At 64.8% G+C, this 19,638-nt stretch carries 20 protein-coding genes; 11 read left to right on the forward strand and 9 right to left on the reverse strand.

The annotated features are described in order from the left end of the window. Positions 1-67: 67 nt before the first annotated feature. Positions 68-670 (reverse strand): DNA-3-methyladenine glycosylase, encoded by a 603-nt coding sequence (locus IVA91_RS35280; protein WP_247281077.1) that lies wholly within the window; start codon positions 668-670, stop codon positions 68-70. Between the two features lie 130 nt (positions 671-800). On the opposite strand from IVA91_RS35280, the gene lipA reads away from it, so the two are divergent. The 3 genes from lipA to IVA91_RS35295 all read left to right on the forward strand — a co-directional run bounded on the left by lipA (position 801) and on the right by IVA91_RS35295 (position 3,906). Beyond that, positions 801-1,757: a lipoyl synthase gene (gene lipA, locus IVA91_RS35285; RefSeq protein WP_247419547.1), complete on the forward strand. Its 957-nt coding sequence runs from the start codon at positions 801-803 to the stop codon at positions 1,755-1,757. 6 nt (positions 1,758-1,763) lie between these two features. After that, positions 1,764-2,234, forward strand: a complete 471-nt coding sequence (locus IVA91_RS35290; protein ID WP_247419544.1) for a type II toxin-antitoxin system RatA family toxin — start codon at positions 1,764-1,766, stop codon at positions 2,232-2,234. Between the two features lie 895 nt (positions 2,235-3,129). Next, complete coding sequence (locus tag IVA91_RS35295; protein WP_247419542.1) at positions 3,130-3,906, forward strand: mechanosensitive ion channel domain-containing protein; 777 nt, start codon at positions 3,130-3,132, stop codon at positions 3,904-3,906. A 7-nt stretch (positions 3,907-3,913) separates the two neighbouring features. Here IVA91_RS35295 and IVA91_RS35300 read toward each other — a convergent pair whose 3' ends face one another. From IVA91_RS35300 to IVA91_RS35310, 3 genes are read right to left on the reverse strand one after another with little or no spacing between them, the layout of a single operon-like run. Then, positions 3,914-4,522, reverse strand: a complete 609-nt coding sequence (locus IVA91_RS35300; RefSeq protein WP_247419538.1) for a CinA family protein — start codon at positions 4,520-4,522, stop codon at positions 3,914-3,916. A gap of 4 nt (positions 4,523-4,526) precedes the next feature. Then, positions 4,527-5,708, reverse strand: coding sequence for a bifunctional 2-C-methyl-D-erythritol 4-phosphate cytidylyltransferase/2-C-methyl-D-erythritol 2,4-cyclodiphosphate synthase (locus tag IVA91_RS35305; RefSeq protein ID WP_247419535.1), 1,182 nt, complete (start codon positions 5,706-5,708; stop codon positions 4,527-4,529). A 13-nt stretch (positions 5,709-5,721) separates the two neighbouring features. Continuing rightward, positions 5,722-6,018 (reverse strand): hypothetical protein, encoded by a 297-nt coding sequence (locus tag IVA91_RS35310; RefSeq protein ID WP_247419725.1) that lies wholly within the window; start codon positions 6,016-6,018, stop codon positions 5,722-5,724. On the opposite strand from IVA91_RS35310, the gene dusB reads away from it, so the two are divergent. Genes dusB through ntrC form a run of 3 tightly spaced genes read left to right on the forward strand, consistent with a single transcriptional unit; the run spans position 5,990 to position 9,609 of the window. Beyond that, positions 5,990-6,991, forward strand: coding sequence for a tRNA dihydrouridine synthase DusB (gene dusB / locus IVA91_RS35315; RefSeq protein ID WP_247419533.1), 1,002 nt, complete (start codon positions 5,990-5,992; stop codon positions 6,989-6,991). The two genes, IVA91_RS35310 and dusB, sit on opposite strands and share 29 nt — an antisense overlap. Continuing rightward, positions 6,988-8,157 (forward strand): nitrogen regulation protein NR(II), encoded by a 1,170-nt coding sequence (locus IVA91_RS35320; protein ID WP_247460701.1) that lies wholly within the window; start codon positions 6,988-6,990, stop codon positions 8,155-8,157. The genes dusB and IVA91_RS35320 overlap by 4 nt, the downstream gene beginning before the upstream one ends. Positions 8,158-8,166: 9 nt before the next feature. Further along, entirely contained in the window at positions 8,167-9,609 is a 1,443-nt protein-coding gene (gene ntrC / locus IVA91_RS35325) for a nitrogen regulation protein NR(I) (RefSeq protein WP_247281084.1), read from the forward strand. 166 nt (positions 9,610-9,775) lie between these two features. Here ntrC and IVA91_RS35330 read toward each other — a convergent pair whose 3' ends face one another. Continuing rightward, on the reverse strand, positions 9,776-9,922 hold the full coding sequence (locus IVA91_RS35330) for a hypothetical protein (RefSeq protein ID WP_247419530.1): 147 nt from the start codon (positions 9,920-9,922) through the stop codon (positions 9,776-9,778). Positions 9,923-10,097: 175 nt separating this feature from the next. On the opposite strand from IVA91_RS35330, the gene IVA91_RS35335 reads away from it, so the two are divergent. From IVA91_RS35335 to hflX, 4 genes are all read left to right on the forward strand, one after another. Continuing rightward, on the forward strand, positions 10,098-12,509 hold the full coding sequence (locus IVA91_RS35335) for a PAS domain-containing sensor histidine kinase (RefSeq protein WP_247419529.1): 2,412 nt from the start codon (positions 10,098-10,100) through the stop codon (positions 12,507-12,509). A gap of 17 nt (positions 12,510-12,526) precedes the next feature. Beyond that, positions 12,527-13,897, forward strand: coding sequence for a sigma-54 dependent transcriptional regulator (locus IVA91_RS35340; RefSeq protein ID WP_247281087.1), 1,371 nt, complete (start codon positions 12,527-12,529; stop codon positions 13,895-13,897). A gap of 248 nt (positions 13,898-14,145) precedes the next feature. Then, positions 14,146-14,394 carry an RNA chaperone Hfq gene (hfq, locus tag IVA91_RS35345; RefSeq protein WP_007591126.1) on the forward strand — a complete coding sequence of 83 codons (249 nt, stop codon included), beginning with the start codon at positions 14,146-14,148 and terminating at the stop codon, positions 14,392-14,394. Positions 14,395-14,405: 11 nt separating this feature from the next. Continuing rightward, entirely contained in the window at positions 14,406-15,803 is a 1,398-nt protein-coding gene (hflX, locus tag IVA91_RS35350) for a GTPase HflX (RefSeq protein WP_247281088.1), read from the forward strand. A 59-nt stretch (positions 15,804-15,862) separates the two neighbouring features. Here hflX and mazG read toward each other — a convergent pair whose 3' ends face one another. Then, entirely contained in the window at positions 15,863-16,717 is an 855-nt protein-coding gene (gene mazG, locus IVA91_RS35355; RefSeq protein ID WP_247281089.1) for a nucleoside triphosphate pyrophosphohydrolase, read from the reverse strand. A gap of 125 nt (positions 16,718-16,842) precedes the next feature. Between mazG and queC the strand changes: the two genes are divergently transcribed. After that, positions 16,843-17,559, forward strand: a complete 717-nt coding sequence (gene queC / locus IVA91_RS35360; RefSeq protein WP_247460703.1) for a 7-cyano-7-deazaguanine synthase QueC — start codon at positions 16,843-16,845, stop codon at positions 17,557-17,559. A gap of 157 nt (positions 17,560-17,716) precedes the next feature. Here queC and IVA91_RS35365 read toward each other — a convergent pair whose 3' ends face one another. From IVA91_RS35365 to nthA, 3 genes are read right to left on the reverse strand one after another with little or no spacing between them, the layout of a single operon-like run. Continuing rightward, entirely contained in the window at positions 17,717-18,097 is a 381-nt protein-coding gene (locus IVA91_RS35365) for a nitrile hydratase accessory protein (RefSeq protein ID WP_247419527.1), read from the reverse strand. Next, positions 18,097-18,756, reverse strand: a complete 660-nt coding sequence (gene nthB / locus IVA91_RS35370; RefSeq protein WP_247419526.1) for a nitrile hydratase subunit beta — start codon at positions 18,754-18,756, stop codon at positions 18,097-18,099. Before nthB ends, IVA91_RS35365 begins: the two co-directional genes overlap by 1 nt. After that, on the reverse strand, positions 18,753-19,385 hold the full coding sequence (gene nthA, locus IVA91_RS35375) for a nitrile hydratase subunit alpha (RefSeq protein ID WP_247281093.1): 633 nt from the start codon (positions 19,383-19,385) through the stop codon (positions 18,753-18,755). Before nthA ends, nthB begins: the two co-directional genes overlap by 4 nt. Positions 19,386-19,638: the final 253 nt, after the last annotated feature.

The raw sequence follows: 19,638 nt of genomic DNA on the forward strand, positions 1-19,638 counted from the left end.
CTCGAAGGGCCGAACGCGGAATCTCGAGATTCCGGGTCTGGTCCTTCGGACCATCCCGGAATGATCGTTACTTCGGAAACGGCTTGCTCAAAAATTTCGAGCCCTTGATGCCATAGCGCCAGGGCAGCTCGACCGCCTTGGTGATGCCGATCCGAATCCCGGCAGCGACCTCGACATCCTCCGTCCGCGCGTGCAGGGCGATCGGCGGCCGGTCCAGCGGCAGCGCGTTGTGCGCGATCGTGATGCCGAGCGCTTCGGTCAGCTTGCCCGGGCCCGAGCACAGCGCGTGCAAATCCTGGAGATGGCGGCGGCGTCGCATCGCGGCTAAGCCATGGGTCGGCTCCAGCGCGCGGATCAGCACGGCGCTGGCCGAACCTTCCTCCTCGCAGACGAAGTTCACGCACCAATGGATGCCGTAGGAACGGTAGACATAGGCGTAGCCGGGCGGCCCAAACATCACCTGGTTCCGAGGCGTCGGCCCGCGATAGGAATGCGCGGCCGGGTCGGTATGATGATAGGCCTCGACCTCGACGATGATTCCACCGACGCCGTCGACCAGCATGGTGGCGCCGATCAGGTCGGGCGCGACCTCGTGGACGCTGCGGTCGAAAAAGGTCCGCTTCAGCGGCTTGCCAAGCCGCAACGGAGAGGCATTCGATCTTGGAGCCATTCGAGGTGAGAATCGCCTGAGAACAGAGCAGGATATTGCCCATATCTGCCATGTTCGCTGAAGCGGGGCGAGCCGGGTTGCGATGCTCAGCCAGACCGACTAGGTAGGACCTGAACAGACCGGACACCCCATGGTCGTTATTGTCGATACCATCACGAACCCGCAGCGCCCGCGCCACCCTGAAAAGGTGAACCGGCCCGATTCCACTTCGCCGCCGAAGCCGGACTGGATTCGCGTGCGCGCGCCCAATACCCGCGGCTATGCCGACACCCGCAACATCGTGCGGGCCAACGGCCTGCACACGGTGTGCGAGGAAGCGGGCTGCCCGAATATCGGCGAGTGTTGGGACAAGAAGCACGCGACCTTCATGATCATGGGTGACACCTGCACCCGTGCCTGCGCCTTCTGCAACGTCAAGACCGGCCTGCCCAACGCGCTCGATGCGTCCGAACCGCAGCACGTCGCCGAGGCCGTGGCCAAGCTGGGGCTGGCGCACGTCGTCATCACTTCGGTCGACCGCGACGACCTCGCCGACGGCGGCGCCGAGCATTTTGCCCAGACCATTCGTGCGATCCGCGCCGCGTGTCCTTCGACCACGATCGAGATCCTGACGCCGGACTTCCTGCGCAAGGAGGGGGCACTCGAGGTCGTCGTTGCGGCGAAGCCCGACGTGTTCAACCACAATCTCGAGACCGTGCCGTCGCGCTATCTCACGGTGCGGCCCGGCGCGCGCTATTTCCACTCGATCCGGTTGCTGCAGCGGGTTAGGGAGCTCGATCCCACCATCTTCACCAAGTCCGGCATCATGGTCGGCCTTGGCGAGGAGCGCCACGAGGTGCTCCAGGTAATGGACGATCTGCGCTCTGCCGAGGTCGATTTCCTGACCATCGGCCAGTATCTCCAACCCACCCGTAAGCATCACGCCGTGATGCGCTTCGTGCCGCCCGACGAGTTCGCCTCCTACGAGAAGGTCGCCTACACCAAGGGCTTCCTGATGGTGTCGGCGAGCCCGCTGACCCGCTCGTCCCATCATGCCGGCGAGGATTTTGCGAGATTGAAGGCCGCGCGGGCAGATAACGCCCGCTGAACCGCTATGCCCAAATTTTCGAGCAAGCGCCGTGTCAGTCACAGCGCATCCGAGATGTTTGATCTGGTCGCCGACGTCGAGCGATACCCGGAATTCGTGCCCTTGTGCAGCGCGCTGAGGGTGCGTCAGCGCATGACGAAGCCCGACGGCACCGAGGTGCTGGTCGCCGACATGACGGTGTCGTTCAAGCTGGTCAAGGAATCCTTCACCAGCCGGGTGACACTCGACCGCGCCAATCTGAAAATCCTGGTCGAATATTTGCAAGGTCCTTTCAGAAATCTTGAAAACCGCTGGACGTTCGAGCCCAAGGGTGAGGGCGTCTGCGACGTCGGTTTCTTCCTCGCCTATGAATTCAAGAGCCGCATGCTCGCGATGCTGATGGGCTCGATGTTCGATGCCGCCTTCGCGCGCTTCTCCTCTGCGTTCGAAAAACGCGCGGACGCGATTTATGGCCGGCCGAAGCTGGCGTCGACGTAGGCGCACTCTTTCCACCGTCATTGCGCGGAGCTCTTGCGACGAAGCAATCCAGGCTGCGTCCGCGGAGACGTCTGGGTTTGCTTCGCTTCCGCCTTCGCTCTCCGAGCTTCGGTGTACAAGCCGCTGGGAAATGACTGAGGATGAGCATCCAGGTAGCTTTTCCAATTGGCATCTCAATCGCAGACACACCTGCGCGTTCTCGCGGCTTTTCTCGTCCGAGCTTTGCTTCGTCGCGACACCCTCTTGAAGTCAGAGGGCGCAGGGAAGGCCGGATGCCGGCTGGGCACCCGCGGTCCACTGTGCGAAGTTGCGCTAGGAAGAGCTGCACAGCGGCATTCAGGTGAAGCCAAACAACTGGCCTTCCCTGCGCAGTGGTTTGACGGCTTATGCCGAGCTCTCCCCGGGGAGCGATGCACTATTGCCCCCGTCGCCTTGCGGATCGCTGATGCGCGCGCCCGGTTGGACGACACGCATCACCGCAAGACTTGACGCACAGGCCCCGGGCGTCAGGACGACACGGTTTTGCCGTACGCTGATAGCAACGGTCGTTTGCGCGCGGCGATCGCTCACGGTTGCCCGCCCTGCGATGCCCTTCGCGCCGGTGCTGCCAGCGCCCACCACGGCCCAGCCCGCGTTTCGTGACGATCGCGATACGCCCCTCTGACCGGGATGAGGTGGCCACACAATGCGCCAAATCAGAATTTCTGTAAAGGCGAATATTTTGACGCATGTGGGTTGACCCCGCGGTTGTGTGTCTTGCCCGACGGGCAACACAAAGGATTGTGGCCCAGAGCAGCGCAATCTGGGCTACCAGGTTGGTGTTCCCATTGACATCCGCCGGGATCATTTCGCGCCGCCGCGAGTTCTTCACGGATTCGTCCGGGTTGGAGCTGCCATGACCATCAATTTCGATACGTTGAAAGCATCGCTCGTCCTGTATGGCTTGAACGTGATTTACGCGATCCTGCTGTTCGCGGTCGGCTGGTATCTGTCCGGCGCAATGCAGCGCTTCGTCACGCGCGTCTTGAGTGTCACGCACCGCGTCGATCCGCTGGTGACCTTGTTCGTCGCCAGTGTGGCTCGCTATGCCGTGCTCGCGGTGGTCGGCATCGCCCTGCTCCAGCTCTTTGGCATCCAGACCGCGAGCCTCGTTGCCGTGCTGGGCGCGACTTCACTCGCCATCGGCCTTGCGCTTCAAGGCACGCTCTCCAACCTCGCCGCTGGCGTGATGCTGCTGCTGTTTCGTCCCTTTCACATCGGCGACGACGTCGAGGTCGCCGGCAAGGCGGGGAAGGTGAAGTCGTTGTCGCTGTTCATGACCGAGCTGGTCGCGCTCGACAACACGCAGATCTTGTTGCCGAACGGGCAGGTGTGGGGCGCGGCCATCATCAACCACAGCGCCTATCCAGGTACGGGCGACGTCAAGGTGGCGTTTCCGGTCAGGGCAGGCGCGGTCAATGCGTTGGCCGACCAGATCCTGAAGGAGCTGCGCGACGATCCCCGCATCGACGACAGGACCGCGCCCTCGGTCAATGTGTCAAAAGTGATCGCTGCCGATCCCGCAGCACCCGTCGTGGAATTGACGGTGAGCGCGAAGGTCAATCCATCAGATGCCGATGCGGTTAGACAGCGCGTGCTCGATCGTGCGAGCGCGGTGCTGTCGGCGGCCTGAGAGCGCCTCAGCCCCGCGGCGAGCGCGGCGGCCTGCGCTTCACCGCGTGTCGGCGTGGCGAGCGGGTGACGCGGGGACGCAGACGGCTTGCGGCTGCGGGGCGCGGCTTGATCTGGACTTGCGGGCCGCGGGCGAGGTCCATCAGCATGCGCAGCGCCTCGACTACGGAGCGCGCGCGCACGGCGCTGCGGCCGATCGCGCCGAAGCGGTGTTCGCGATGGATGATGCGGCCGTCGCGCGCCGCCGCTGCGAAGTGGACGAGGCCGACCGGCTTGCCGGGCGTGGCGCCGCCGGGGCCGGCAATTCCGGTAATGGCAACCGCGAGATCGACATCGGCGCGCTCCAGGGCGCCAATCGCCATGGCGGTTGCGGTCTCCTTGCTGACCGCCCCGAAATTGGCGAGCGTGCTCGCCTCGACGCCGAGCATCGCGCGCTTGGCGTCGTTGGAATAGGTGACGAAGCCGCGGTCGATCACGTCGGAGGAGCCGGGGATGTCGGTCAGCGCGCCGGCGACGAGGCCGCCGGTGCAGGACTCGGCCGTCGCGATCGTCAGCTTGCGCATCCGGCACAAATCGAGCAGCGAGCGGGAGAGGGCGCGTGCGTCGCTGCCGCCCATGGTCCTACAGGCTCCAGGGCAGGCGGATGGTGGCGCTCGCGGTGGCCGCGATGCCTTCCTCGCGGCCGGTGAAGCCGAGCCGCTCGCTGGTCGTCGCCTTCACCGCGACGCGGGAGATGTCGACGCCGGAGATCTCGGCGATGCGCGCGCGCATGGTGTCGCGCAAGGGACCGATCTTCGGCCGCTCGCAGATCAGCGTCACCTCGAGATTGGCGACGCGGCCGCCGCGGGCCGCGACGCGCTCGATGGCATATTTCAGGAACTGGTCGGACGAAGCACCCTTCCACTTCGCGTCGCTCGGCGGGAAGTGCGAGCCGATGTCACCGTCGGCGAGCGCACCGAGAATGGCGTCGACCAGCGCATGCAGGCCGACATCGCCGTCGGAATGGGCCAGAAAACCCTTGGTGTGAGGGACGCGCACGCCGCAGATCATGACGTGGTCGCCGTCGCCGAAGGCGTGCACGTCATAGCCCGTGCCGGTCCTGATATCGCCGAGCTGGGCGGCCAGGCGCGCTTCCTCGCGCACGAAATCCTCGGGAGTGGTGAGCTTCATATTGGCAACATCGCCTTCAAAGGTTGCAACCGTCAATCCTGCCCATTCGGCAATGGCGGCATCGTCGGTGAAATCCGAGCGTCCGTCCTTTGCCGCGCGACGATGCGCCTCGAGGATGACGTCGAAAAGAAAGGATTGCGGCGTCTGCGCGATTCGCAGCCGCGCGCGGTCCGGCGTGCCCTCGACATGGCCGTTCTCACCGGTGAGCTTGATCGTGTCGGTGACGGCAATGGCGGGGATCGCTGCGCCGGTGCGGCTCGCCGCCTCGATCGCACGGGAGATCACGCCTTCCGAGACGAAGGGGCGGGCGGCGTCATGGATCAAGACGATATCGGGCTTGTGCCGTGCGAGCGCTTCGAGGCCGGCGAGCACCGAGGCTTGGCGGGTGGCGCCGCCGTTGGCCGGCGGCTCGTGCTTGAGACCTGCGACCGCTGCCGTGAACATGGCGGTGTCGTCGGGATTCACCACCGGCTGCACCGCAAACACCTCGGGGTGGCGGCTGAAGGCTTCCAAGGCGCGATGGATCACGGGCACACCGCCGATCTCGCGATATTGCTTCGGTCCGCCGGCGCCGGCGCGCAAGCCGCGTCCGGCTGCGACGAGGACGGCCGCGGTGCGTTGTGATTTCGCCATAGGACTCAAATATTCAGTTGGTGATGACGAGTCGGGGAGTGGGGTGATTTGATGGCATGCCTCTAGCACGGCAGGGCCGCAAAAAAAGGGGTTTCCGCGCCTTGTGGGCAACAGCATTTTGCTGCACTGCACTTGAAAGATTTGCAAAACTGTCTAAACTGTAGGCATGACGCTTGACTGCACAAGAATTGTGCGCAAGATGGATCATGGCAGGCGCGATGAGGCCCTGTCCAGTCAACGAGACCCCTGTGACCGGCTCGGCAATATCCGGCTCTAAGCCGTTGAAAATAGGCGAAATTGATGTCGCCACCCCGGTCTTCCTGGCGCCGATGTCGGGGGTGACTGACTCGCCCGTTCGCCGGCTGGCGGCGGAGCTTGGGGCGGGTCTCGTCGTGTCGGAAATGACAGCCAGCGATGAGCTCGCCAACGGCCACCGGATGTCGCGGTTGCGTTGCGAAGCTACGGGAATCGGTCCGCATGTGGTCCAGCTCGCCGGCTGCGAGCCGCATTGGATGGCCGAAGGCGCCCGGATCGCTGAGGCCGAAGGCGCCGACATCATCGATATCAACATGGGCTGTCCGGCCCGCCACGTCACCGGCGGCCAGTCCGGCTCGGCCCTGATGCGCGACCTCGACCATGCCGTCGGCCTGATCGAGGCGACGATCGCCGCAGTGAAGGTGCCGGTGACACTGAAGATGCGGCTCGGCTGGGACGACCGCAGCCGCAACGCGCCGGAGCTGGCGCGGCGCGCGGAAGCATCAGGCGTCAAGCTCGTCACCGTGCATGGCCGCACCCGCTGCCAGTTTTACAAGGGCGAGGCCGATTGGGATGCGATCCGCGCCGTGCGCGAGGCCATCTCCATTCCGCTCGTCGTCAATGGGGACATCACGTCCCATGAGAAGGCGCTCGCGGCGTTAGAGGCCTCCGGCGCCGATGCCGTGATGATTGGCCGCGGCGCGCAGGGCCGGCCCTGGCTGCCGGGCCAGATCGGCCGCCGACTGAAGGGCGGGGCAGAGGAAGCAACGCCGGCGCTCGAGACGCAGCTGCATTATGTCCGCACGCTCTATGAAGGTGTTTGCGCACTATACGGCTTGCGTATTGGCCTCAGGCATGCGCGCAAGCATCTGGGCTGGGCGCTCGACGTCGCGGCGGAGGTCAGCGGCGCGCCGGCCGAGACGCTGAAATCGTGGCGCCAGAAGATACTCACCTCGGAGGATCCGCGCCGCGTTCACCAATCGCTGCAAGACGCCTTCGACGACTTCGCATGGAGGGCCGCTGCATGAGCTCAGCCGCCGAACATCGCCGGCCGTCCGACAGCGATGCGATCCTGGATGCGCTGCCCAATCCCGTGCTGATGATCGGCCCGGACGGCAAGATCGTCGCCGCCAACATCGCGACCGAAGCCTTCTTCGAAATCTCGACGCAGTTCTTGAAGCGGCAATCGCTCAAGGAGCTGGTGCCGTTCGGCAGCCCGCTGCTGGCACTGATCGACCAGGTGCGCTCGTCGAACTCGCCGGTCAACGAATACAAGGTTGATCTGGGCACACCGCGCATGGGCGGCGACCGCCAGGTCGACCTGCATGTGGCTCCGCTCACCGAGCGGCCCGGCCACATCGTGGTGATGCTCCAGGAGCGCAGCATCGCCGACAAGATGGACCGCCAGCTCACCCATCGCAGCGCCGCGCGCTCGGTGATCGCGCTCGCCGCGATGCTGGCGCACGAGATCAAGAATCCGCTGTCGGGAATCCGCGGCGCGGCGCAGTTACTGGAGCAGCAGGCCTCGTCCGAGGACCGCATGCTGACGCGCCTGATCTGCGACGAGGCCGACCGCATTGTGACGCTGGTCGACCGCATGGAGGTGTTCGGCGACGAGCGCCCCGTCGTGCGCGGTCCCGTGAATATTCACTCTGTGCTCGATCACGTGAAGCGGCTGGCGCAGTCCGGCTTTGCCCGCAACATCCGCTTCATCGAGGATTACGATCCTTCGCTGCCGCCGGTGCTGGCGAATCAGGACCAGCTGATCCAGGTGTTCCTCAATCTCGTCAAGAACGCCGCCGAAGCCCTGATCGATGCGCCCGACGCCGAGATCCAGCTCACCACCGCGTTCCGCCCCGGCGTGCGCCTGTCAGTCCCCGGTCAAAAATCCCGGGTATCCCTGCCGCTCGAATTCTGCGTGAGAGACAACGGACCAGGCGTGCCAGACGACCTTCTGCCCAACCTGTTCGATCCCTTCGTGACCACCAAGCAGACCGGCTCGGGGCTGGGCCTCGCGCTGGTCGCAAAGATCGTCGGCGATCACGGGGGCATCATCGAATGCGAATCTCAGCCGCGCAAGACCACCTTCCGCGTGCTGATGCCGATGTATTCCGCATCGGCGAAACATGCCGATCAAAGCAGTCGCGCCGACTCTGCCGGGAAGCCGTCGCCTGCATCACAGGGGGCAAGATGAGGATTAACGATGCCCGCAGGTAGCATTCTCGTAGCTGATGACGATACCGCCATCCGCACCGTTCTCAATCAGGCACTGTCCCGCGCCGGCTACGAAGTGCGGCTCACCGGCAATGCCGCAACCTTATGGCGTTGGGTCAGCCAGGGAGAGGGCGATCTCGTCATCACCGACGTGGTGATGCCCGACGAGAACGCTTTCGACCTCTTGCCGCGGATCAAGAAGATGCGGCCCAATCTGCCCGTCATCGTCATGAGCGCACAGAACACGTTCATGACGGCGATCCGCGCCTCCGAGCGCGGCGCCTATGAATATCTGCCGAAGCCCTTCGACCTGAAGGAGCTGATCGCCATCGTCGGCCGCGCGCTCGCCGAACCGAAGGAGCGGGTCTCGACGCCGGACGACGACGCCGAAATGGAGGCGATCCCGCTGGTCGGCCGCTCGCCGGCGATGCAGGAGATCTATCGCGTGCTGGCGCGCCTGATGCAGACCGACCTCACCGTAATGATCACGGGCGAGTCCGGCACTGGCAAGGAATTGGTGGCACGCGCGCTGCACGATTACGGCAAGCGGCGCAACGGCCCCTTCGTCGCCGTCAACATGGCGGCGATCCCGCGCGACCTCATCGAATCCGAGCTGTTCGGCCATGAGCGCGGCGCCTTCACCGGCGCCAACACCCGCGCCTCGGGCCGGTTCGAGCAGGCCGAGGGCGGCACGCTGTTCCTCGACGAAATCGGCGACATGCCGATGGAGGCGCAGACCCGCCTGTTGCGCGTGCTCCAGCAGGGCGAATACACCACCGTCGGCGGCCGCACCCCGATCAAGACCGACGTGCGGATCGTCGCGGCTTCCAACAAGGATCTGCGCGTCCTGATCCAGCAGGGCCTGTTCCGCGAAGACCTGTTCTTCCGCCTCAACGTCGTGCCGCTGCGGCTGCCGCCGCTTCGCGAGCGTATCGAGGACCTGCCGGATCTGGTGCGGCACTTCTTCACGCTGGCTGAGAAGGACGGATTGCCGCCGAAGAAGCTCGACGCGCTGGCGCTGGAGCGGATGAAGCAGCACCGCTGGCCGGGCAATGTGCGCGAGCTCGAAAACCTCGCCCGGCGCCTGGCCGCGCTCTATCCGCAGGACGTGATCACGGCCTCGGTCATCGACGGCGAGCTCGCGCCGCCTTCGGTCAGCCCGGGTGCGGCGGTCCAGCAGGGCGTCGACAATCTGGGCGGCGCGGTGGAGGCCTATCTCTCCTCGCACTTCCAGGGCTTCCCGAACGGCGTGCCGCCGCCGGGTCTCTATCACCGCATCCTGAAGGAGATCGAAGTGCCGCTGCTCACCGCCGCGCTCGCGGCCACCCGCGGCAATCAGATCCGCGCCGCAGACCTGCTCGGCCTCAACCGCAACACGCTACGCAAGAAGATCCGGGATCTGGACATCCAGGTCTACCGCAGCGGCGCATAGTCGTGCTGGACGGACGGTGGCTGAGCTCCCCCTACCAAGGCAGAGCTGAGCCTGTCCGGATCGCGCTGGCCGTTGTGGCTGACGCGGTGGGCAGAAGTCCGCATCGGACTGAAATGTTCCGCTCGCACGTACAAATTGGTCATTCGGCCGCAACGCGCTGCATCATCTACCTGACAAGTCGGCTGGATGCCGGCGTCACGCTGGCGACATTCACCAGCGGCTGCTGAAGGCCGAGCCCGTTGACCAGGAGGTCGGCGGCCACGATCAGCAGAAGCACGGCCGAGACCATCGTCGCGAGAAAAAATCTATCCATCCCCGTCAAGCCGGGACGGCGGGAATCCGTTCCCGTCCAAGCGGAATCTGCTTGTGGATGTGCCGTCCGTCGCGGCGGAGACGCCGCGGAATTGTCGCAATTCGGCAACAATGTGGTACGAATACATCAGTATCCGCGCGCCCGCGGACCCGTTTTTCAGCAACCCATTGCCGGAATGACCAGCGCAGATACCTCGGCCGCATCCTTTGACACGGCCCCAGCCGAAGAGCCCAAGCGCTGGTCGCTGCGGCGCTGGCTGGCACCCTTCGCCGTGGCCCTGGCGCTGCTGTCGGCCCTCCTGACGTTCCTGGTTCTGACCGGCCTCACCAAGATCGAGCCGACGCCGGAGGTGGTCCGCTCGTTCTATCTGATCAATGCGGCCACGATCCTGCTCCTGGTCGGGATCATCGTCCGGGAACTCTGGCAACTGATCCTGGCGCGACGGCGGGGCAGGGCGGCAGCGCGCCTCCATGTCCAGATCGTCAGCCTGTTCTCGATCGTGGCGGTGCTGCCGGCGGTGCTGGTCGCCGTGGTCGCCAACGTCACCATCGAGCGCGGCCTCGACCGGCTATTCTCGGGGCCGACCAAGGAGGTGATCCAGAATTCGCTGACGATCGCGCGGGCCTACATGCAGGACCATGCGCAGCTGATCCGCGGCGACATTCTCGGCATGGCAAACGACATCGCGCACGCCCGGCCGCTCTACGACCAGGACCGCCGCTCGTTCCGCGAGATGCTGACCGCCAGCGCCGGCTCCCGCAATTTGCCGGGCGCGATGATCATCGACAAGAACACCAACATTCTGGAATCCGCCGACACCGGCATGCGGCTCGCCTATTCGCCGCCGGCGCCCGACTTTCTCAGCAACGTCAACGAGTCCGAGCCTGAGATCGCGGTGCTGCCGGACGCGAGCTTCGTCGCCGCGGTGATCCGCCTGCGAGCCTTCAGCGACACGTTCCTCTACGTCGCCCGGCCACTCGATCCGAACGTCGTCAACCAGCTCAAGCAGACCGAGGTCAGCGTCGCCGAATACGCTCAGATCGAGTCGCGACGGCTCGGTATCCAGGTCGCGTTTGCGCTGATGTTTGCGGTGATCGCGCTGACCATCCTGATGGCCTCGGTGCTGATCGGCCTCAACTTCGCCAACTCGCTGGTCTCGCCAATCCGACGGCTGATGAATGCAGCCCACACGGTCTCGACCGGCGATCTGCATGTCCAGGTGCCCGTGCACCAGTCGGAAGGCGATCTTGCCCAGCTCGGTGAGACCTTCAACAAGATGACGCAGGAATTGCGCAGCCAGCGCGACGAGCTCGTCAACGCCAGCGACCTCATCGACAGCCGCCGCCGCTTCATCGAGGCCGTGCTGTCATCGGCAAGCGCCGGCATCATCGGCGTCGACACCTCCGGCAGCGTCGGCATCCTCAACCGTTCCGCCGAGAAGCTGATCGGGCACTCCGAAGCGGAGACGCTCGGCCACCCGCTCTCCGACGTGCTGCCCGAGCTCGACGAAATGATGAAGACGGCACGGGAAGGGACCCAGCGCCTGGTGCAGGGCCAGATCACGATCACCCGCGACGGCACCGAGCGCAATCTCTCGGTCCGCGTCAGCGCCGAGAAGACCAGCCAGCCGCGCGACAGCTACATCATCACGCTCGACGACATCACCGAGCTCGTGTCGGCGCAGCGCACCTCGGCCTGGGGCGACGTGGCGCGCCGCATCGCCCACGAGATCAAGAACCCGCTGACGCCGATCCAGCTCTCGGCCGAGCGCATCCGCCGCAAGTTCGGCAAGACCATCACAGAGGACAAGGACAAGCAGGTCTTCGACCAGTGCACCGACACCATCGTGCGCCAGGTCGACGACATCAGGCGCATGGTCGACGAGTTCTCCCGCTTCGCGCGGATGCCGAAGCCGGTGATGGAAGGCGAGGACGTCGCCGACACCGTGCGGCAGGCGGTATTCCTGATGAAGGTCGCCCATCCCGAGATCGACATCGAGGCCGAGTTCAAGGAGGATCCGCTGCGCGCCCAGTTCGACCGGCGACTGATCTCCCAGGCGGTCACCAACATCGTCAAGAACGCAACCGAGGCGATCGAGCAGGTCCCGCCGGAGGAGCTCGGCAAGGAAAACGGAAAGGGCCGCATCGACGTCGTGGTGTCGCGCGAGGGCGAGGACGTGCTGATCGACGTCATCGACAACGGCATCGGCCTGCCCAAGGTCGCGCGCTCGCGGTTGCTCGAGCCCTACGTCACGACGCGCGCCAAGGGCACCGGCCTGGGGCTGGCGATCGTCGGCCGCGTGCTGGAAGACCACGGCGGACGCATCGAGCTGAAGGACGCTTCCGACTTCCGCGAAGGCCAGCGCGGCGCCTGGATGCGGTTGCGCTTTGCGATCTCCGGACAACCCGCGAAGTCCGAGACGGCCGAGCCGGCGGCCGCGGCCAAGGAAGCAACCAAGCCGGACAACAAGCAAGCCGTTACGGAATCCATCAAGGACCCGGAAACGAAAGAGCCGGCCGCCGGAACCAAAAAGCCGACTGAAAAGACCAATGATTCAACGAAAATCGAAGCCTCAACAGGTAGCTGACAAGGCAGGCGCGACCCATGGCAAGTGAAATTCTGATTGTCGATGATGAGGCCGATATTCGGGACCTCGTTGCCGGCATACTCGAAGACGAGGGGTTCGTCACAAGGACTGCGCGCGACAGCGATACGGCCCTGGCCGAGATCGCCAACCGCAGACCGCATCTGGTGTTCCTCGACATCTGGCTCCAGGGCTCCAAGCTCGACGGCTTGCAGCTCCTGGAGCAGGTCAAGAAGGACAACGCCGATCTGCCGGTCGTGATGATCTCCGGCCACGGCAACATCGAGACCGCGGTCGCAGCGATCAAGCGCGGCGCCTATGACTTCATCGAGAAGCCGTTCAAGGCCGACCGGCTGATCCTGGTCGCGACCCGAGCGCTGGAGAACTCGCGCCTCAAGCGCGAGGTCAAGGAGCTGAAGCAGCTCGCGCCGAGCGCCAGCCAGCTCGTCGGCCGCTCGCCGAGCATGAACCAGCTGCGCCAGACCATCGAGCGCGCGGCCAAGGCCAACAGCCGTATCCTGATCGTCGGCCCCGCCGGCGCCGGCAAGGAGCTGACGGCGCGCACGTTGCACATGGCCTCGGGCCGCGCCGACGGACCCTTCGTCGTCATCAATGCAGCCGCTATCACGCCCGAGCGGATGGAGCATGAGCTGTTCGGCGTCGAGCAGTCCAACGGCGAACAGCCGCGCAAGGCCGGTGCGCTCGAGGAAGCCCATGGCGGCACGCTGTTCATTGACGAAATTGCCGACATGCCGCGCGAGACCCAGAACAAGATTCTGCGCGTGCTGGTCGAGCAGTCGTTCCAGCGCGTCGGCGGCACCGCCAAGGTGCAGGTCGACGTCCGCATCATCTCCTCCACCGCGCGCAATCTCGAAGAGGAGATCGCGGCCGGTCATTTCCGCGAGGACCTCTATCATCGGCTCTCGGTGGTGCCGATCCGGGTGCCCGCGCTGTCGGAGCGGCGCGAGGACATTCCGGAATTGATCGATTACTTCATGGAGCAGATCTCGGCCGGCAGCGGCCTGCCGAAGCGTCAGATCGGGCAGGATGCGATGGCGGTGCTGCAATCGCACGTCTGGCCGGGCAATGTGCGCCAGCTCCGCAACAATGTTGAGAGAGTCATGATTCTGGCTGCGGGCGGGCCCGAAGTCATCATCACGGCCGACATGTTGCCGCAGGACGTCGGCTCCATGGTGCCGGCGATGCCGACCAGCAACAATGGCGAGCACATCATGGGGCTGCCGCTGCGCGAGGCGCGCGAAGTATTCGAGCGCGACTATTTGATTGCACAGATCAGCCGTTTCTCGGGAAATATTTCTCGCACGGCCGAGTTTGTTGGCATGGAACGTTCAGCGCTGCACCGGAAGCTGAAGGCGCTTGGTGTCGGCTAGCGCGGCCAGGTGGCGGTCAGAGATCAAAGATAAGCGAGGAAACTCATCGATTTCCGTAGTTTTTCGGGGCAATACGGCTGGGGCTGCCGCGTGAAGCGGCTTGCCTAATAGGCCCACCTGTCCTCTAATTGCACAGCTGTTCCTTCCGAGGGGGATCTCATGAGGCACGGCAACCGGAAGAGGCTCCGAATTTCAAAAGAGGGCCGCAACCGGCGCAATAAAAAGAAACTCAAAGCGAGATAAAAACAATGGCGGCAGACCGCGCACAAAACCTGCAGGACACCTTCCTTAATCACGTTCGCAAAACCAAGACGCCACTGACGATCTTTCTGGTCAACGGAGTGAAGCTCCAGGGCATCGTGACCTGGTTCGACAATTTCTGTCTGCTGCTTCGGCGCGACGGTCACTCGCAGCTTGTCTACAAGCATGCGATATCGACCATCATGCCGGGTGCGCCGATCCAGTTGTTCGAAGGCGGCGAGGATCAGCCGGCTTGAGAGTGATCTGATTGGAACCCCGAAATTTCGACGGGGATGCCGACCGTCCGCGGCCGGCAGGGGCTAAGCAGACGGGGCGGGTGCTTGTCATCGGCCCCTACTTGCGTGTGCGCGCGGGCAGTGCCGACGTGCAATCGGAAAACCATGGCTTGTCTAATCAAGTCCTGCGTAACGCCGAGGCCCGGCTCGATGAAGCCGCGGGCCTCGCGCGCGCGATCGATCTCGTCATTGCCGACGCCATTATCGCGCCGATCAGCCAGATCAGGCCGGCGACCTATATCGGCAAGGGCAAGGTCGAGGAGATCGCGGGGCTGATCAAAAGCCTCGATGTCGAGCTCGTGGTAATGGATTGCGCGCTGGCGCCGATCCAGCAGCGCAATCTCGAGAAGGAGCTGCACGCCAAGGTGCTCGACCGCACCGGGCTTATTCTGGAAATCTTCGGCCGCCGCGCCAAGACCAGGGAAGGCTCGCTCCAGGTCGAACTCGCCCATCTCAACTATCAGCGCTCGCGCCTGGTGCGCTCATGGACCCATCTCGAACGCCAGCGCGGCGGTTTCGGATTCATGGGCGGTCCCGGCGAGACGCAGATCGAAGCCGACCGCCGCCTGATCCAGGAGCGCATCTCCAAGCTGGAGGGCGAACTGAAGAAGGTGCAGGCGACGCGCCGCCTGCACCGGGCCGGGCGCCAGCGCGTCCCGTATCGCGTCGTCGCGCTGGTCGGCTACACCAATGCCGGCAAATCGACGCTGTTCAATCGCCTGACGCGCGCCGACGTGCAGGCCGCCGACATGCTGTTCGCGACGCTCGACCCGACCCTGCGGGCGCTGAACCTGCCGCACGGCGGCAAGGCGATGCTGTCCGACACGGTCGGCTTCATTTCCAATCTGCCGACACAGCTCGTCGCCGCCTTCCGCGCCACGCTGGAGGAGGTGTTGGAGGCGGACGTCATCCTGCATGTCCGCGACATCTCGCATGAGGATGCCGAAGCGCAGCAGAGCGACGTCGACGCGGTGCTGCGCCAGCTCGGCATCAACCCTGATGATTCCGGCCGCATCATCGAAGTCTGGAACAAGATCGATCGTTACGATGCCGAACAGCGCGAAGAGCTTTTGAACATCGCCGCACGCAGGCCGGAGGACCATCCGGCGATGCTGGTCTCCGCCGTGTCGGGCGAAGGGGTGGAAGCACTGCTCGCCGCGATCGAGCAACGGCTCGCGGCCAAACGCACCACGCTGGATCTCTCCATCGACGCCGCCGACGGCGCCGGCATCTCCTGGCTGCATCGCAATTCCGAGGTGCTGTCCAAGAAGCTGCACGACGGCCGCTTCGACATGACCGTGCGGGTCGACGAGACCAAGCGGGATATCGTGGTGTCTAGGTTCGATGCGGTGCCGCATCTCTCAGCGTAGACGCTGTCGTCCCGGATCTGCGCGCGCTTGAGGCGCGCTTGTCCAGGACGACATTTTGGTTAACGGCGAACTTCTTTGCGTCCCTCCGACGCCGGCTTTTCGTCGACCTTCGCCTCGTTCCATAGCGCATCCATTTCCGCGAGCGAGGCCTGCTCCAGCGTGCGCCCCTGCGCCTCCAGCGCGCGTTCGATATAGGCGAAGCGCCGCTCGAATTTTGCATTCGTCGCCCGCAAGGCGCTTTCCGGATCGGCATCGACATGGCGGGCGAGGTTGACGAGGGCGAACATCAGGTCGCCCGTCTCCTCCGCTAATTCCTGCTTGTCGTTGCGGTCGAGCGCGGCCTCGATCTCGTCGGCTTCCTCGCGGATCTTTTGCAAGACCGCGCGCGGATCGTTCCAGTCGAAGCCGACGGTGGAGGCCGTGCGCTGAAGCTCCATGGCGCGCGTCAGTGCGGGCTGGCCGGCCTTCACGCCCGACAGCAGTGATTTGCGCGCCGGCGCGTCCTCCGGCGGCCGGCGCGCGGCGCGCTCGGCTTTCTCCTCGGCCTTGATGCGGTCCCAGACTTCCTTGACGTGAGAGGAGGCGAGATTTCCGTCCTTGTCGGCGAAGACATGAGGATGGCGGCGGATCATCTTGCGGGTGATGGCTTCGACGACGTCGCCAAACGCGAACGCGTTCTGCTCCTCAGCCATCTGGGCGTGGAACACGACCTGCAATAGGAGGTCGCCGAGCTCCTCGCGCAGATCGTCGAGGTCGCCCCGTGTGATGGCATCGACCACCTCATAGGCTTCCTCGATCGTGTAGGGCGCGATGGTCGCGAAATCCTGCTCGAGGTCCCAGGGGCAGCCGGTCACCGGCGTGCGCAGCGCCGCCATGATCTCGATCAGGCGGGAGATGTCGCGGGAAGGGGTCATTGCGGGGCAGTCTCCTGGCTCCAAACCTTATGCCAAAAGCGGGCGCCCGTTCCCAGCGGAGCGCGGCGGAACAGGCTGATTTCCACCGATTGGCGGGCGGTCTGCGCGGTGCTAAAGCGCGGACCATGAGTAACGCATTTTCATCACAGACCGCCTTGGTGCTGTTTTCCGGTGGCCAGGATTCCACCACCTGCCTCGCCTGGGCACTCAGCCGTTTCGCCCGCGTGGAGACTCTGGGGTTCGACTATGGCCAGCGCCATGCCATCGAGCTCGCCTGCCGCGACCGCCTGCTCGAGGGCATCAAGGGCCTGCGCGCGGATTGGGCCACAAGGCTCGGCGACAGCCACACGCTGTCGATCCCGACGCTGGCGGCCGTGTCCGAGACGGCGTTGACGCGGGACGTCGCGATCGCGATGGGCGCCGACGGGCTGCCCAACACCTTCGTACCCGGGCGCAATCTGGTGTTCTTGACCTTCGCCGCGGCGCTGGCCTACCGGCGCGGTATCAGCCACATCGTCGGCGGCATGTGCGAGACCGATTATTCCGGCTATCCCGATTGCCGCGACGAGACCATCCGCGCCATGCAGGCCGCGCTCTCGCTCGGCATGGCGAGAGCCTTCGAGCTGCATACGCCGCTGATGTGGATCGACAAGGCCGCGACATGGAAGCTGGCCCACGATCTCGGCGGCGACGGCCTCGTCGATCTCATCCGCGAGCAGTCCCACACCTGCTATCTCGGTGAACGCGGCGCGCAGCATGAGTGGGGCTACGGCTGCGGCGAGTGCCCGGCCTGCAGCCTGCGTGCGAAGGGGTGGCGGGAGTTTGCGGCGGGGCGCAAATAGCGGCTCCCGCACCACTGTCATTCCCCGCGAAGGCGGGCAATCCAGTACGCCGCGGCTTCTCCGTTCCCACAAGCGTCTCTGGAATACTGTCATCACCGCCTTCGCGGTTGATGACAGCTGTGTTTGGGGATGCACTGCCCGCGCCACGCACGAAGCACTACCCCTTAAAATCCTCCGGCCGCAGCTCGATCGGCTTGCCATGCGGCGTGCGATCGGCGGCGTGGTCCCAGGCGTTGCGGTAGCGGTGAAGCGTCTCCGTCGAGGCGACGCCCTTGCGTGCGACGAGGCCTTCCAGCGTGGCGAGCCAGTGCAGGTAATAGGTCTCGCCCGTATCGGGATCGCCAGCGGCCTGTGCGCGCTTGATCTCGTCGGCCAGTGCGGCGGCCCATTCCGGCCAGGTGAACACGCCGCGTTCGTGCAGGGTGAGCGCCATCGCAAACGCATGCGCCTCCCAGGGCGCGCGGAACACCGGGCCGTCGTCGTCACGGGGAATGCTCGGAATGGCCGCCGTCGCGGCGGCCGCAAGCGTACGGCTCATCACGCCGGATCCAGATAGGGCTCGAACGCGTCGATCGAGACCTTCGAGTTCGGATCGCCGTCCGCCCCCCAGAGATCGCGGCCCTCGAACACGACCGTGTAGAGCCATTGCGGATTTTCGCCGCGCTCCATCGCCGCCGTGTCAGGAAACACGTGGCAGCCATGGTTGAGCTCGACGACGCCGACATGGCCGCGCACATAGCGCGGCAGCCGTGTATGCGTCGCCGGATGAATGTTCTTGGCGCGCACGCGATCGCCGATCGCAAATTTCGCCGGGGCCGGGGCAGGGCGGGCGAACTTGCCGCGCACTATCACGCGCTCGACATTGGCGAGATCGAACTTGCCGTGCTTGAGCGGCTTTGCGGGCTGCATCGCGTGGCCGGCAGCGACCTCCTCCCTGGTGAGATAGCCCTTCTCGATTAGCATCTCCTCGAGCCCGAGAAACCACTTCTTGTAGTAGGAGCTCGACAGATAGACGTCCGGCGGCAGCGTCTCGCGATAGTACCGCGAGGTGTCGATGTTGAAGGCACCGGCCGCGCCCATCGCCCGCACCATCGCGAGGACACGCGATTCCCAATCGGCGTGGAACATCGGCTCGTTCGGCTCGGGCTCGACCTTACCGAACCCGTCCATGCCGCCCATGTCGTGCACGCCGTTCACGACGGCGCTCCCGGCGTCTTGGGAAAGCCGGTGCCGATCATGGAGTCGCGGGTGACGAGCTCGGCGAGCTGCTCTTCGCTCCAGCCTTCCGTGCCTTCGGGGCGCATCGGCAGCACCAGGAAGCGCGTCTCGGCAGTAGAATCCCAGACACGGATTTCGATCTTCTTCGGCAACGTGACGCCGAAATCGGCGAGCACGCCGCGCGGGTCCTTCACCGCACGGGAGCGGTAGGGCGCGGCCTTGTACCAGACCGGCGGCAATCCCAGCATTTCCCAGGGATAGCAGGAGCATAGCGTGCACACGACCATGTTGTGACGCTGCGGCGTGTTCTCGACCACGACGAGATGGTCACCGACGCGGCTGACATGCCCGAGCGTGCCGATGGCTTTTGAGCCGTCCTCCAGCAGCGCCTGTTTGAACGCCGGATCGGTCCAGGCCTTGGCGACGACGCGTGCGCCATTATGCGGGCCGATCTTGGTCTCGTAGGCCTCGATGATGGCATCGAGCGCGGCCGGCTCCACGTAACCTTTTTCGGTCAGGATCGTCTCGAGAGCGCGCACGCGCAGCTCGGTTTCCGATAGTTCGGAATGATCGTGATCGTGGTGATGGTGGTCGTGATCATGGCTCATGGGACGAAAGATAGGCGCAAAGGTCCCCGCCTGTCGAGGATGCGTGCTGGCGCCACGGTAGGATGCAAAGTGAGGTCGATGCCAGGGCCGCAGGTCCGGATTCGCCGTGCTCGGATCAGACGACAGCCCGGCAGATGATTTTTCTTCGCCAAAGAGCGATCGGGAAAACTTTGACCAACTGCCGCCGATATCTGAGATTGCAAGAAGGGTCTGAAAGGGCGATGGTGCGTGCTGCGATGCAGCGCGCTTTCTG

Origin of the sequence: Bradyrhizobium sp. 153 (assembly GCF_023073835.1) — a bacterium.
Lineage (GTDB): Bacteria > Pseudomonadota > Alphaproteobacteria > Rhizobiales > Xanthobacteraceae > Bradyrhizobium.